The sequence below is a fragment of the Marinomonas sp. SBI8L genome, assembly GCF_001624705.1.
Classification (GTDB): domain Bacteria; phylum Pseudomonadota; class Gammaproteobacteria; order Pseudomonadales; family Marinomonadaceae; genus Marinomonas.
The window spans coordinates 17,053-31,488 of sequence record NZ_JSEO01000003.1; the positions used below are offsets into that span (position 1 = coordinate 17,053).

At 39.4% G+C, this 14,436-nt stretch carries 16 protein-coding genes; 10 read left to right on the forward strand and 6 right to left on the reverse strand.

Annotated features, from left to right (window positions below; translation table 11 throughout):
- Positions 1–19: 19 nt before the first annotated feature.
- Positions 20–433 carry a MarR family winged helix-turn-helix transcriptional regulator gene (locus tag OA91_RS04240; RefSeq protein WP_063336480.1) on the reverse strand — a complete coding sequence of 138 codons (414 nt, stop codon included), beginning with the start codon at positions 431–433 and terminating at the stop codon, positions 20–22.
- Between the two features lie 255 nt (positions 434–688).
- On the opposite strand from OA91_RS04240, the gene OA91_RS04245 reads away from it, so the two are divergent.
- The gene (locus tag OA91_RS04245; protein WP_063336481.1) at positions 689–1,081 is read left to right on the forward strand and encodes a VOC family protein; all 393 of its coding nucleotides are present in this window, start codon (positions 689–691) and stop codon (positions 1,079–1,081) included.
- Between the two features lie 19 nt (positions 1,082–1,100).
- Here OA91_RS04245 and OA91_RS04250 read toward each other — a convergent pair whose 3' ends face one another.
- The 4 genes from OA91_RS04250 to OA91_RS04265 all read right to left on the reverse strand — a co-directional run bounded on the left by OA91_RS04250 (position 1,101) and on the right by OA91_RS04265 (position 4,659).
- Positions 1,101–1,802 carry a helix-turn-helix domain-containing protein gene (locus OA91_RS04250; RefSeq protein ID WP_063336482.1) on the reverse strand — a complete coding sequence of 234 codons (702 nt, stop codon included), beginning with the start codon at positions 1,800–1,802 and terminating at the stop codon, positions 1,101–1,103.
- Between the two features lie 23 nt (positions 1,803–1,825).
- Positions 1,826–2,185 (reverse strand): hypothetical protein, encoded by a 360-nt coding sequence (locus tag OA91_RS04255; RefSeq protein ID WP_063336483.1) that lies wholly within the window; start codon positions 2,183–2,185, stop codon positions 1,826–1,828.
- A gap of 6 nt (positions 2,186–2,191) precedes the next feature.
- The gene (locus OA91_RS04260) at positions 2,192–3,523 is read right to left on the reverse strand and encodes a DEAD/DEAH box helicase (RefSeq protein WP_063336484.1); all 1,332 of its coding nucleotides are present in this window, start codon (positions 3,521–3,523) and stop codon (positions 2,192–2,194) included.
- A gap of 110 nt (positions 3,524–3,633) precedes the next feature.
- Positions 3,634–4,659: an AraC family transcriptional regulator gene (locus tag OA91_RS04265; protein WP_063336485.1), complete on the reverse strand. Its 1,026-nt coding sequence runs from the start codon at positions 4,657–4,659 to the stop codon at positions 3,634–3,636.
- Between the two features lie 351 nt (positions 4,660–5,010).
- Between OA91_RS04265 and OA91_RS04270 the strand changes: the two genes are divergently transcribed.
- The 9 genes from OA91_RS04270 to OA91_RS04310 all read left to right on the forward strand — a co-directional run bounded on the left by OA91_RS04270 (position 5,011) and on the right by OA91_RS04310 (position 13,811).
- Positions 5,011–6,486, forward strand: a complete 1,476-nt coding sequence (locus tag OA91_RS04270) for a methyl-accepting chemotaxis protein (RefSeq protein WP_052702297.1) — start codon at positions 5,011–5,013, stop codon at positions 6,484–6,486.
- An 11-nt stretch (positions 6,487–6,497) separates the two neighbouring features.
- Complete coding sequence (locus OA91_RS04275) at positions 6,498–7,274, forward strand: substrate-binding periplasmic protein (RefSeq protein WP_063336486.1); 777 nt, start codon at positions 6,498–6,500, stop codon at positions 7,272–7,274.
- 93 nt (positions 7,275–7,367) lie between these two features.
- On the forward strand, positions 7,368–7,814 hold the full coding sequence (locus OA91_RS04280; protein WP_046018693.1) for a hypothetical protein: 447 nt from the start codon (positions 7,368–7,370) through the stop codon (positions 7,812–7,814).
- Positions 7,815–7,981: 167 nt separating this feature from the next.
- Complete coding sequence (locus OA91_RS04285) at positions 7,982–8,635, forward strand: nitroreductase family protein (protein ID WP_063336487.1); 654 nt, start codon at positions 7,982–7,984, stop codon at positions 8,633–8,635.
- A gap of 225 nt (positions 8,636–8,860) precedes the next feature.
- Complete coding sequence (locus OA91_RS04290) at positions 8,861–9,385, forward strand: hypothetical protein (RefSeq protein WP_063336488.1); 525 nt, start codon at positions 8,861–8,863, stop codon at positions 9,383–9,385.
- 142 nt (positions 9,386–9,527) lie between these two features.
- Positions 9,528–10,439 (forward strand): LysR family transcriptional regulator, encoded by a 912-nt coding sequence (locus OA91_RS04295; protein ID WP_046018696.1) that lies wholly within the window; start codon positions 9,528–9,530, stop codon positions 10,437–10,439.
- Between the two features lie 177 nt (positions 10,440–10,616).
- Positions 10,617–11,477 (forward strand): EamA family transporter, encoded by an 861-nt coding sequence (locus OA91_RS04300; protein ID WP_063336489.1) that lies wholly within the window; start codon positions 10,617–10,619, stop codon positions 11,475–11,477.
- A gap of 277 nt (positions 11,478–11,754) precedes the next feature.
- Positions 11,755–12,309 carry a PAS domain-containing protein gene (locus OA91_RS04305; protein WP_063336490.1) on the forward strand — a complete coding sequence of 185 codons (555 nt, stop codon included), beginning with the start codon at positions 11,755–11,757 and terminating at the stop codon, positions 12,307–12,309.
- A gap of 5 nt (positions 12,310–12,314) precedes the next feature.
- Positions 12,315–13,811 (forward strand): methyl-accepting chemotaxis protein, encoded by a 1,497-nt coding sequence (locus tag OA91_RS04310; RefSeq protein WP_063336491.1) that lies wholly within the window; start codon positions 12,315–12,317, stop codon positions 13,809–13,811.
- A gap of 80 nt (positions 13,812–13,891) precedes the next feature.
- Here the strand turns inward: OA91_RS04310 and OA91_RS04315 are convergent, their stop codons facing one another.
- Positions 13,892–14,356, reverse strand: a complete 465-nt coding sequence (locus tag OA91_RS04315; protein ID WP_063336492.1) for a gamma-glutamylcyclotransferase family protein — start codon at positions 14,354–14,356, stop codon at positions 13,892–13,894.
- Between the last annotated feature and the right edge of the window lie 80 nt (positions 14,357–14,436).

Genomic DNA, 14,436 nt, shown 5'->3' on the forward strand with positions numbered 1-14,436 from the left:
TTGCTCCTTTCGACCTTGGTTAAAAGCGCTGGATAATAAAGTTCAAAAACTTCAGCACGGTTTGGATTTCTTCTTCACTGAATTCATCATTAAAGGTGTTATTTAGCTGCTCAATATAGGGCAGCAGATCTCGGGATTTTTGTGAGCCACTTGGGGTTGGATAAAGCTTTATGGCTCTCGCATCCTCAGCGTCAACAATACGTTCTACCAGATCATTTTTTTCCATACGGGCAATCAGTCCAGTAATGGCAGACTTATTGAGACATATGGCTTTCGCTAACTCTTTTTGCACACAGCCTTCATGTTTCACTATGTAGAGCAGTGCAGCTAACTGAGTCACAGGGGTATCAAGTTCTTGCTCACAGACCTTATCCACATGATTGAAAAGTTTGCGTTGAGCCATGTTAAGTAGAAAAAAGAGACGCTTATCCAAAACTAAAAATATCCTTAAAAACCAAATAGTACGTATATGAACTAAAAATAGTTTACATACAAACTAAAACAAAAAACAAGAGGGTTATGAAAAATAATCTGTGTCGCATATCTTCAAGACAGTCTTAATACATCTAGCTAAGCTGTACTCTTTTAAGAAGAAGTGAAAGACAAGGCGAGCCGCTAACACACTGATTTTTTAGTGATTTTGTTAGCGCTGAGCCTTGATGAAAAAACATATTAATGGAGTGAAAATATGGCCAATCTAACCTTTAAATATACGATTTTATATGTGCAGAACGTATCTGAAACTTTAGCTTTTTATGAGGCTGCGTTTGGGTTTAATAGGGGGATGCTGCATGAAAGTGGTGATTATGGCGAGCTAGTGACCGGCAATACTAAATTGTCATTTTCGTCCTTAGCCTTGATGACGTCTTTGGGTAAAAAACCGGGGACACAAGCAGACTTAAATGCGTGTTTTGAAATTGCGTTTGAAACCACAGATGTACCAGCGGCGTTAACGAAGGCGTTAGCGGCAGGGGCGAGTTTGGTTCAGGATGTGGAAACCATGCCTTGGGGTCAAACGACCGCTTATGTGAAAGATTTAAATGGTTTCTTAGTGGAGTTGTGTTCGCCCATTGTTCTCTAGTACATCTTGGCTGATAAATTTAGAAAGGATCAAAACCATAACCTGTGCTGTCTAACTGAGCCATTAGCATGGGGTTATTGAGCAGTTGAGTTGGGCTGAGCTTAAACCAGCGTTGAAACTCCCGACACATATGGGATTGATCCGAATAACCATATAAATCAGCGGTGTCAGCCATGGTGCTTGTTTGGCTCAAGTGCTTGGCCGCCTTGCGTGCTCTGGCTAGCTGAAACCAATAGCTAGGGCTTTTATCTGTTTCCTTGATGAGCATACGTTGTAAACTGCGAGTGCTCATGCCGAGTTGTTTTGCTGCTTGGGTAACATTAGTTAAATTACTGGCTAAGGATGTCAGTGCTTCTTCGACACAGGGTTTGATAGACGTGACTTCATTGAGCATGTCTTCCAGTTGACTAATGTTTTTTTTGTCGTGGCTAATGGCTTTATCGTCGTAACTATCAAGCTTAAAAAGTGGCATATATTTGACGAGTTTTTCTTGCTCTATCTGCATGCCAGGCTTTAAACGAAAGCCAAGACTATGGGTGCTTGCTTGAGTTTGAACCGCTTGAGTATGTTCAAATAGAGGGGAAACAAACCACAAAGAAGGCTTAGTTTGGTGATCTGCTTGGTGGGTCTTGATAATGAGATCACGACAGCCATCAGGCAAAATTAAAATGCTGCCATTAGAATGGGAGTGAGCTGACCAGACATCTGTGATGTGACTCATGTGTTCCTCCCATTGTTAGTGTTTTAAAGGTTTCCTAGCCTATGGTTCCATTTACCTTGGTGTTCTTCAAGACAGGCCTCTTCACTATCAAATTTAATTTGCTTAAAGCTATCTTGCAACTGGATGCCGAGCGGTTTTAATTCAGACTGAATCAGCCGGTTTATTTCTTTTCGCTTTTCTCCACCTGTCGGGCTACCTATAAAACGGCTTACCTGAGCACGAGTTTCAAAGACACAAGTCACCTTGATTGAGCGAGACATATCATTGAAATCCACTTGGTGGGTTAGCCATTGGAAACCTTCAAAGGCCTCCAGGGCTTGGTCACAGACCTTAGTAAGGGCTGTGACTATTGCTTTTTCATGTTTCTTGTCTGTTTTTTTCATGACAAATTATTTATGCCTTGGGGCTCTCTTCTTTTCAGTTTTAGTATTAGCGGTTTTGTTGCTTTTTGGCTGCGTATCTTTGTTCTGCGCTTGTTTATTTTCAGCATCAGGGCGGTTCGCTTTACGTACATAGTTCAAGATAGATACTGGCACAGTTTTACGCACAGGGAAGCCTTCGATCTCTTTACGCTTCACAATGTGGCCTAAACGGCTTTCAATCGCGCAAAGATTCTTAAAGTCTCCCATAGCGACAAAGGAAATGGCTTCACCGGCAGCACCCGCACGGCCAGTTCGGCCAATTCTATGGATGTATTCTTCTGGTTTGAAAGGCAGGTCATAGTTAACCACGCGAGTTAGATCACCAATATCTATGCCTCGGGCTGCAACACCTGTTGCTACAAGGTACTTAAGTTCGCCAGATTTAAAGCTCGCAAGGACTTTTTCACGCATTGATTGGCTTCTATCCCCATGGATACAATCTGCTTTAATGCCACGCTTTTCTAACTGGCTAACCAACTTAGCCGCACCGTGTTTTTTCTCAATAAAGATAAGTGCCTGATCCCATTCTTGTTCTTTGATTAAATGGCTCAAAAGGGCTGACTTGGTATCTTTATCTACGGTTATCAACCATTGATCTATGCTTGATGCTGAGGTTTCTTTTGGAGAGATATTGATCTCTAAAAGATCATCATAAAACTCCTTGTTTTCCATACCTACACCTGAAAAGGTGGTAGATAAATTGCGTACATGATCATTTAAAGTCGCGGAAAATAACAGGTTTTGTCTATCGTCAGGTAAACGATCGATAATGTTATAGATGTCATCGATAAAGCCCATGTCGAGCATTCTATCGGCTTCGTCTAGCACTAGCGTTTCAATTTCATCAAAATGAAGTGCGCGCTGGTGGACCATATCAACCAAGCGACCTGGAGTGGCGACTAAAAAGTCGACACCTTCAATTAAACGCTCTTTTTGAGGGGCTTCATCAACACCGCCATAAAGTGCCATTGAGGTAAAATCTAATTCTTTGCCATACTCAGCGATGCTTTCTTCAACCTGAGTGGCCAGTTCTCGCGTTGGTGTTAACACCAAGATACGAACGCGTTTGCCCCTGACTTTAGTTTGGCCTGCATAACGTCGATTGCGGTAAAGCTTTTCTAATAGGGGTAAGACGAAACTGGCGGTTTTACCTGTCCCTGTTTGAGACGCAGCTAATAGGTTTCTATCCAGTAAAATGGCTGGAATGGCTTGTTTTTGGATAGACGTAGGTTGGGTGTAACCCAACTCAGCAACCGCATTAAGAATAGGGGTGCTTAGTCCAAGTTTAGCGAATGACATAAAATAGGTCTCGATAGGGAGCAGATCAGGAGGACGTGCGATGGCGGGAGTATAGCAGTAACTTGGTGAAAAATAAGGGCTGTTATTTTTGTTCTTGCCCTCTTGTTTCTTTAAACTTTACTGTGAGTTAGTCTTCTTCTAAATTGACTCACGCTTAAGTCATACCATTTATTGAAAGCGGTATAAAAACTACTAACTTCGGTATAACCCAAAATGTCACTTATCTCTAAAATACTAATTTCTGAGTTCGCTAAAAGTTTGGCTGATTGCCTTTTTCTAACTTGATTTAATATCTCTTTGAAACTTGTATTTTCTTTTTGTAAATGACGATAAAGTGTTTGTCGACTAACAAAGAGTTGATGGCAAACTTCATCTATATTTGCTTTTTTAATAGGCAATAAATCTAATATTAGCTCTTCTACTGTTTCTTTATTTATAACTTTTAAATTGCTTTCTTCTTTATAACTTGTTTTAGCATTTACTATACGACTTTCCAAAAGTTCTTTTAAATAAGGGTTAAAGCTAACCACTTTTCTTTCTAATATACTTTTGTCAAAACATATCATATTAGAAGAGGCAGAAAAGTGAATTGAATCTCCAAAAGTAGCTGGATACATATCAACATAATCAGGTTCAGCAAAAGTGAACTCTGCCGTTACGAGTTGTACATCTTGACGAGATAACTTTCTGGCCCAATGTACAAGAGAGCTTAGATTTTTTTCTATAAGCGCATTAGGATAGCCCTTACTTTCATCGACAGTGAAATGTAGTTCAATCAGGTCTGCTTGAGTTTTCATTTCCCAATGTTCTGAGGAACTGACCCAGTCTAAATGTTGAATATAATTTTCTAGTGCTTCTCTTATGGTTTCGCATTGGCTAATAAGGCTTGCTAACAAGCCTTTAAATGCTGGGTTGATGTAAGCGCCTAGCAGTAAACCATAACCTTTCGTCTGTGCGCTTCTGTCTAAGTATTGCCATAAGTCGATCAGTATTTGTTCATTCGATCTGCCTTCAGTATTAACAAAATCCTCTTTATTCAGTATGTATTCGTCTTCAGAAAAAAAGGAAAGAGTAGCCGCTGATTCCATCAAACTAAGCACTGATGCAGAAGAAACCGTATTTTCATATTTTTGCATTTAGTAATCCTAACCAATAATAAAAATTGTGTTTTTGAAGCTAAATGAAACCCTTGTAACCAAATAGCAAGATGAGCGATACCAAATACTATAGAAGGGTTCAGTTTTTAGTTTATTATAATTCTGAAAGCAAATATTCGAATTCGAATAATACATAGTCATACATTAATAATATACATTTAAAAATGAATAAGTCCTATGCAAAAATGAATGGATATACTTATATTATGAAATAAATAGTTTCATTAATTCTCTTGTTGTTATTTAGAACGCTTTTTCTCTTTCATTTAAATTAATTTTTGGATGTGGGTTTTTATTGTCTTAATTAAATTATTTATTTAGGTGTTGATAATGAATAAATCAATTTCTCTAAAACTAATCGTATCTATATGGTTAGCAATCTCTGTTTTAATCATCATGTTCTCAATTTATGATTATAAAAAACAAGAAAATGAATTAAAGGAAAGGCAGCACCAAGAAATATTAAGCTCTGGTCAAAGATTACAGTTAAGTTTACCGAGTTCTATTTGGAATTTTAATGCAGATCTAACCCAGTCTATTTTAAACTCAGAGAAGAACCTCGAATTCATCTCAGACATAAATTTTACCGAAGGAGGAGATGAGTTAATAAATGAATCTACTGAAGAATATCATTTTATTTTGACCTATCAGAATTCAGGTAAAGACTCTGTTGTCGGCCGTGTTCATATTGTTAAAGATGATACCAGTATAAAAGCTAAGCTAAAGCAGCTACTCCTAGTCGAGTTTATCAAAGCACTTTTCCTAATCAGTATTATCGTTCTATTAGTCCACTTTTTGCTCTCTTACATGGTTATCAAACCTATTAAATTAATCGTGAATAAGCTTGAAGACATTGCATCGGGTGAAGGTGACCTTACTCAGCGTATATCACATCTGAATCAGGATGAAATTGGCCAACTAGCGATTTCTTTTAATAGCTTTGTTGATCAAATTCAAAAGCTTGTGTCGCAAATACAAGTTAGCGCAGTAGGGACAAATACACTTTCCAATGAGCTGCAAGAAGTCTCAAGCAAAGGTAAGTCCTTATTAGAGTTTCAACAGGAAGAAACAGATAACCTAGTCAGTGCGACAAAGCAGTTTAGCCTTTCATCCCGTGAAATTGCCGTAAATGTGAAGCAAACGGCTGATGAAGCTCAGTTAGCGAGTAAAGAAACAAAAGCCATTGCCCTGGTCATTCAATCTAGCGTCGTTGCTAATCAAACCTTATCCGAGCATTTAAACAGTGCGACCAAAGCCGTCAGCGTGCTTGAAAATGATGTACAAGGTATTAGTGCCTTATTGGATGTGATTCGAGCCATTGCAGAGCAAACAAACCTACTTGCCTTGAATGCAGCCATTGAAGCAGCAAGAGCAGGAGAGCAAGGTCGCGGTTTTGCTGTGGTGGCTGATGAAGTACGAGCTCTCGCGAATAGAACCCAGGAAAGTACCACCGAAATTCAAAAAACGATTGAGAAGCTAGAGCAAGGGACAAACTCTGTTATTGAGATTATTGCCCTATCTCATGGGGTGAGTGAAGAGTCTGTTGATGCGGCTCAAAATGCAGATAGTTTGATTGAGAGTATTCTTAATGCAACTGCGCAAATCAGCTCAATGACAGACAATATTTCTTCCGCGACAGAAGAGCAAAACATGGTATCGGATGACCTAGCTAATAATATTTCGAAAATTGTAGAGGCTGGGAAGCAAAGCCTAGAACAACTCTACGATATCAATGATAGATCAGAAAACATTCTTACTTCTTCTAAAAAGTTAGAGCAAAACACTTCCCAATTCCGTGTCAATTAAAAGGTGTATTCATGTTTCAGCTAAAGTCAAAGATACTCGTTTCATCTGCCATTTTGTTTGCTCAGCAGGCTTATGCAGCAGAACCCTTATTGGTTAGTTCGATCGATTGGTGCCCTCAACTCTGTAGTACAGGTGATAAAGAAGGGTATGTTATGGATACGGTAAAGGCTGTTTTTAAAGACAGTCCTTATCAAGTCAAGGTAACGACTTTTCCTTGGTCCCGTGCGATTAAGTCTGTTGAAAAAGGTCAAGCTCAGGCACTTCTAGCGCCAGCAAAGCAAGAAGCACCTAACCTTATGTTTCCAACACAAGAAGTAGGAATTCAAAGGATGTGTTTCTTTACTAAGTCTCACTCTGACTGGACGTACTCAGGGCCAGAATCGCTTACCGGACTAAAAGTAGGCCTTGCCCAGGACACTTCGATAGAAGAACTAAACTCCTTTATTGCTGATAATCCAGATCAGTTCGATTTTATCCCCTATAGCGACAGCTATTTGGATATCAGCATCAAGAAAACCAAATTCGATAGGATAGATGCGTTTTTATTTACCTATAACTCAACTCAATATGAGCTTGCTAATATGCAGCTCAATAATGAATTTAGAGAAGCAGGTTGCACCTCGACTGCAAAAATCTATATGGCCTTTACTCCAGATGCGGGACAAACCTCTGACGTAAAAGAAATGATGGATTACTTTGATCAGCAAATGGCATCTCTCAAAGCATCCGGCGAAATAAAAAATATTATGGCGAAATATGGGTTAAGTGATTGGCAGGATTTCTTATAAAACTGTCTGCTTAATGAGAAGCAAGAAGGGACTAAATTGGTGGCGTCAGTACTGCCAATTTAGTTTTTTATTTTTAAATACTTGGTGACCGCCATGATGGACGCTGTTTTATTAGTCATATTGAATCTCTTGTTTATTTATTCTTTGATTAGTTTGATGGAAAAGAGGCTGCACAAGTCATATCGAGATAAGTACGGTGCACAGATAGAGGAGTTTGAGGCAGTTATTTATTGTTTTCAAAATTTTGATTTTGACAACATTCCCAAGCCCCAAATAAATCAGAATACTGTTTATAACAATCTTCTTATTGTGACTTCATCCTATCTAAAAGCTTATCAAGCCCTTGATATGAGTAAAAATCAACTGATTGAATTTTCAGTCAGAAATAAAGAGTTAATCAAATCCTACATAGATGTGCTCGAATCTTTGAAGTTATCTACCGCAAAATTTCAAGGGCTAGATCGTGATGCAGAAGTCGCAATGGCTGATGTGATCAATAAAGTTGAAGCTTCAATTAAAAAATTAACCCAAGAATATTAATTTTACTTTTTATCTTGATATCAAGATAAAAAGCTGTCATCCTAAATGTATCTTAACTTCAAGATAAATTTAATTATCTAGCAAGAGCATCCCATTAGGTGTCATTTAAGCATCTAAGGTAGGGATAAAAATTACGCTAAAAACTAATATTCAAGGTAGGGAAAACGATGACAAATCTAGCCGAGTTCAAAGACACAAATTTTATACAAGCTGGTACAGAATCAGTATTAGAAAAACGTACCTCTGTAGGTAAATATGATAAATCTCGCACTATTGATACCAAGCTAGTATCTGAATTAGTGCGATTAGCCAGCTTGGCACCGAGTGCGTTTAATCTTCAAAATTGGGAATTTGTTGCGGTTTATTCAAATGAAGCAAAACAGACTTTGTTTCCTCTTGCTTTTAACCAACCTCAGGTGCTGGATGCGGCAGTGACATTTATTGTGTGCGGTAAAACCGAAGGTTATAAAGAGCTAGGTGACGTACTTCAGGCGTCTGTCGATGCGGGTATTATTAGCTCTGGTGTTCAGCAAACTTGGGTCGATATGGTGACTCAATCCCATGAAAATGATGCCCAAGTTAGACGTGATGAAGCCATGCGTTCTGGCTCCTTAGCATCAATGAGCCTAATGGTTGCAGCGCAAGAGCTAGGTTTAGTTTCTGGTGCCATGGGTGGCTTTGATTCAGAGGCTGTTCAAGCCGCTTTTTCAATCCATGATGCGAGTGTGCCAGTCATGTTAGTGACAGTCGGTTATCCAGCAGAAGGTAACTGGCCTCAAAAAATTCGTAAGCCAGTAGAGCAAGTAATGACACTGGTATAACTTGCTCGAATAGCTTTTCTTCAGATACTTCCCCAGCCTTAAAATGCCATTATCTGAATTTTAAGGCTTAAATTCCGCTTGTGATTTGGTTAATCAGATTGCAACTAAATCAACTATTCAGCTTTTTCTTTGTTCAATATCATTGCTCGATAAAATGAATTTCCCATACAGGTGAATCACAGGTATTTACCTTGTATGCATGAGTCACACACAGAGTGAAGAATAATGAAACATGTAATAAAGCTAGGCTTATTGATATCCGCTTTACTGGCTAATTCAGCCCATAGTTTTGACATCGCTGTTGACCCCGTGCCTTTTCTTTTAAAAGGTTACTCTTTGAGTATTGCGCAAACTTTTGGGGATAAGCGTTTTGAAATTGGTGTATTCGGACTAGAGGCTGACGATGATATCCATGGCAATGATAATTTTGATATGGAGTTTGAAGGCTTTGGTATTAAGTATGATCACCTTTTTAATCATTATGAGGGGGTCTTTATCGGCTGGGAGTTAAACTTTGCAGATGTGACTTATACCCATACCAAAAGCAATGAAGTATTTGATCGCACTGTCATCACGACCGCGCCAAGAATTGGCTATCGATTTGTTAAAAATAACAATTTCACCATCACCCCTTGGTTAGCGTTGGACATCCTACTTTATGATGGTGACAAGGTTGAAAGCCAAGGCGATCGCTATGAAAATGATGAGGTCCAGCTTTTTCCTTCCATCCAGTTTGGATACAGGTTTTAGTATCAGAAATCATTTCTATTTTGTTTAATGGATAAATGGTTATTTAAAATATACAGTGGGCCATGAAAAAAGTGCTGTACCTTCTAATGGCGTTGGGAGGTTTCCTAGGTACTGCTAAATGGGTCTAACTGGAGCGTTATAAATGCGGAATAATCTATGTGATAAACAAGCAAAGCTGAGCATTTGGCTGCAAAGTTTTTATCATATCGCTAGCATAGGTAGCTTCTCAAAGGCCGCGAAAGCACTCGGACAATCGCGCAGTACTTTAGCGAATCATATTGATGAGTTAGAGACACTTTACTCTGTGAGTCTGATTAATCGCACCACACGCAGTTTCGCTTTAAGCCAAGAAGGAGAAGCGCTTTTAGTCCAATGTAAAAAGTTAAACAGAGTGCTATCCGATAGCCATGCCTTGTTATCTGGTTTTTCTGATAACCAAGAAGGTCAATTACGTATCCAAATCCACAGTGTGCTCGATACTAAAAACTTCCATCAAATACTCAGTCTGTACAAGCAAGCTTACCCTCAAGTAGTACTTGATATAGTGGTGAGGCAAGAGCTGGGTGATCTAGTGGAAGATAATATTGATGTGGCCTTAATATTGGGTGATCTTGAGGATACTAGCTATATCAGCCGCGAGTTACTCAGCGTTGGTTCCCATGTTGTTTCTAGCCCAAGCTTTTGGGAAAACAGACAAAAACCTTCTCATCCTAATGAGCTAAAAACCTTACCTTGTATCAATTACCGTCATTGCAAAACAGGAAATAAGTGGAGTTTTAGTGATAAAGGCGAAAGGTTCTTGGTGGATATTGGCCCTTCTCATATGTGCCACTCTGATGAAATGCTGCTCTCTTTTGCTCTCGATGGTTCTGGTGTCACAACCTTGTTGGATTTCACCTGTCGAGAGTATATCGCTGAGGGAAAACTTGAAACCTGCCTTGAAGGTTGGACTTATAACATTCCTTTAAGCGCGCTTTATCAAAGGCGAGACAAAACGCCCTTGCGAGTTAAAGCCTTTGTCGACTTTCTTATCCAACATATGCCAACGCTTTAAGTATTTGAAGCCAGTTGCCTGATTTTCTGACATCTGCTGTCTGAGTAATTGAGAGGATGAATCTGTAGTCTAGGAAGCTAATGAACGAGTGCAGCAAAGCATGCGTTTAAGCTTCAATTTCACCTAGTTAAATCCTATGTGATGACTATGCGATGATTATGACAGGCTCAGAAAACTATGCTCCAATATCACCTTAAAATTCTTGCATCTAACCTTATCTGGGGCTCACTACCGCTTTATTTCTTCTTTATTGGAGAATACTCTCCTTTATTTTTATTAACCGTACAGATAAGCAGTGCCTTTGCGACCTTGTTCTTTCTGACTTACTTTTTTACTTCAATTCGTATCAAACTTAGGGACCTGATATTAAGTTTGCTACCCGCAATGATGCTTTCAATTAACTGGGGAGGTTATGCTTTCGCAGTCAAATCAGGGTATGTAATAGAAGCAAGTTATGCCTATTTGATTCTCCCAATTCTGCTATTGTCAATTAACCTAGTCTTAGGAAAAGATAGACAATTCAGCACCAAGCTTTGTGTCACTCTGACGTTAATTATTCTCGTGATAGAGTGCTTTATAAGTGGTGTTTTCCCCCTAATCGGCCTCGGTATTTCACTCTCATTTTTAGGCTATGCGCTTTGGCACACTAAATATCAATTGAACCCTATCAAAAGCCTCTTGCACGAAACCTTGCTTATGCTGCCCGTTTCTATTGTCATCTGCTTTATATATGACGACTCTATCTATAACGACAAGGGGCTGATTGCATTGGGGATAGAGTCATTGTCAGCTTTGTTCTTACTTGGCATATTAACCGTGACACCACTTGCCTTATTCGTCAGCGGTGCCAAGAGGGTTAACTTTAAAATCTTGCCACTTTACCAGTTCATCTCTCCTGTATTAGGCATGCTGTTAGGCATATACCTTTACCATGAACCCTTGGATTCATGGCGTATTGCTGCTTATGCCGCTCTGATATTGATTTTAGTGGTTTATAATTTATATCATCTGAATCGAAGGGAAGAGGCGTTAATCTAGGCCTGATTAGACTAATTTTTTAGCTCCATAGAATCACCCGCATACTCACTTTGTTTAAACTAATTGCCTGTGCTTTGTTTTAGAAAAGCTCAGTTTATGACGATTATCCCTGTCTAATGTCAATCCATGACCCCAGTCAAATCTATATCATATTTATCTTAAGTAAGTGTGAGAGCGCCACTTATTTTTAGCATCTAAATACCCTGCATAATTCAGATCTAGGGTAATGAAATAGGTGCAAACCTGTCTCAATCAGCGCTTATATAAGGTCGAGTATATGCCAAAGAAGAAAGGGCTAATGAAGCAACTCCCTCTGGTAAATGAAGAAGTTTCTATTGGAGACGAGGAGTTTATCGTCAGTAAAACCAATGTCCGTGGCCATATTATTTATGCTAATCGGGTGTTTATGGAAATATCCCTACTGAGTGAAGATCAATTAATTAACTTTAACCATAATATTATTCGCCATCCTGATATGCCAAAGGGGGTGTTTAAGTATGTTTGGTCAACGATCAAGAAAGGCCAAGAATTTTTTGGTTATGTGAAAAATCTACGTAGCGATGGTCGTTACTATTGGGTGTTTGCCAATATCACCCCAGAATATGATCAACAAGGTAACCTGCTTGGCTATTTGTCTGTAAGGCGCAAACCGCCAGCTTCAGCCATCAAAGTAATAGAGCCAATTTATCAACAGATGTTGAGCATAGAGAGGCAAGCTCATTCAGATAAAGATGCTGTAGATAAGTCACTCGCATTTTTGCAAGAAGAGCTAAAAAGCCAAAACCTAGATTATCAGGACTTTGTTATTAACTTGTTTCACAGGAAGTCGTAAGCAAGATGTCTAATACCTATTCAGCCAAAATCAGTAAAGCCGCGAAAGTTTCAGCCAATATTCCTTTATTGAGAACCAAGGTTAAAATTTATTCTGCCATACTCGCCGTGCTTGCCCTTAGTATGTATATCTATGTGTTTTTCCTGCATGGATTAGATTGGTTTTTAATTGCCACAGCCCTAGTTGTCTCTGTGATATCAGCCAAAATGTACACAGGTTTTCGCTCCTATTTGATCACACTCAATAATATTAACGAGATATTGATTAATGCCAATAAAGGGCAATTTAATCAGCGTATCACCAGAATAAAAGGGCAGGGAGAAGTCGGGAAAGTTGCTTGGGAGTTAAATGAATTTTTCGATATATTAGAAAACTACTTTAATGAAGTGGATACCTGCTTTAGCTATGCGGTTAAAAATAACTTCTCCAGACCTACTTTTCCCATTGCCTTACCTGGCTTGTTAAAACTCTCCCTTGAGCATATTAATAAGTCTCTGGATGCCATGAGTAAGAATGTTGAGTACATCTCCCAAAATGCCCTCAATAGTGACTTATACGAATTGAATATTAATAACCTGATCAATGATTTACATAGCACTCAGGAAGATTTTACCAAGATCACGAAAGAAGTGTCTCAGGTAGATAAACTGGCAAAAGACAATGTTGCCAATACTCAAACCAGCCGAGCAGCGGTAAAAGAAATAAACACCTCACTCAAGAATATTAATGATAATGCTGTGTCTGTTGTAGAAGTTGTGAATGGCTTAAATCAGGACAGCCAAAAGATAGCCACCGCCTTATCGTCAATCACAGCCATTGCCGATCAAACTAATTTGCTGGCGCTTAATGCCTCTATCGAGGCTGCTCGTGCAGGAGAAAACGGACGAGGCTTTGCTGTTGTTGCTGATGAGGTAAAGGCGCTCTCGTCCAATACCAAAGAAATTGCCGATGGTATTTCGAGTATTCTTAACTCCTTCTCACAAAGAGTGGGGGAGATCACCACTCAAGCCGAGCAATCTGTGCACCTCACTACTTCAGCCAATGACCTAATGGGCAATGTAGATGAGAATATTGAAGCCTTGTTAGCCTCTGCCATAGAGACAACGGAATGTGTGAATACGGCGAAAGATCAGGCCTCAGGCTCCTTAGTGAAAGCGGATCTCATGGTGTATAAGCAAAATGCTTATCGCGCTGTGTCGAATGATGATGCGATAGAGAGCCGCGAGCTAGTTAGCCTTGATTACCATGAGTGTCAGTTTGGACAATGGTATTACGGTGAACAAGGTGAGCACTTTAATAATAGAGCCAGCTTTAGTGCAATCGAATCCCCTTATCAAAATGTACATGAGTCGATTCGCCAAGCGCTTAATCACAGAGATGAAAACTGGCAGGGAGATATGAAAGTACGCAATCATATCGTCGAGAATATCCGTAAAATGGAAGCATCAAGCCAAGCACTATTTGGTAAAATTGATGTGCTTGTTTTAGAGAAAACCGCTTAATTTAACGCTAGCGTCAATATGATCAGAGCCTGCTCCCTGAGCAGGCTTTTTTGATTGAGTTTGGTAAGAGTGAGATTCGGTTAGGGTTTGTTGCGGCTAGAGTAGAGCTTTGCGTGTTCTAACAAATACTCTCCCTCAAGCACTTTTCTCACAGACTCTTCAAAGGCTAACTCCCTACATTGCTCATAAGGTTTGCCGTAAACGAAAACGGTAAATATCTCGGCGCTAGATTCGCAGAAGACATCTATTTCAACACGACGATAGCCGTCTGCTTCATGGATGCGCTCCAGCTTATCCATTTCATCCAGTACTTCTTGATTAACTTCGAATACCTGACCTTTAACAGGGTGAGTCTGAAAGCGCTTGTCTATTTCTTCAGAAAGTTTGGTATCAGGCAAAATCAGCCAAGGAGAGAAGCGTTCGCCAACTAACATAAGTGGTAAGGCTTCCTTAGTGACAAAATCTCCCCGAAAGCGAGTTCCCTTGTTAGATTCAAAGTTAGGAAAGCCGTCTTTGAGAGTACCGAACACGAATATCTTGATCATTTTTTATCCTAGAAGCTTCCATTCGAGTTGAAGGCCTTGTTAGAACTTATATTACCTAGACCAGCACCTTGATTAATGCT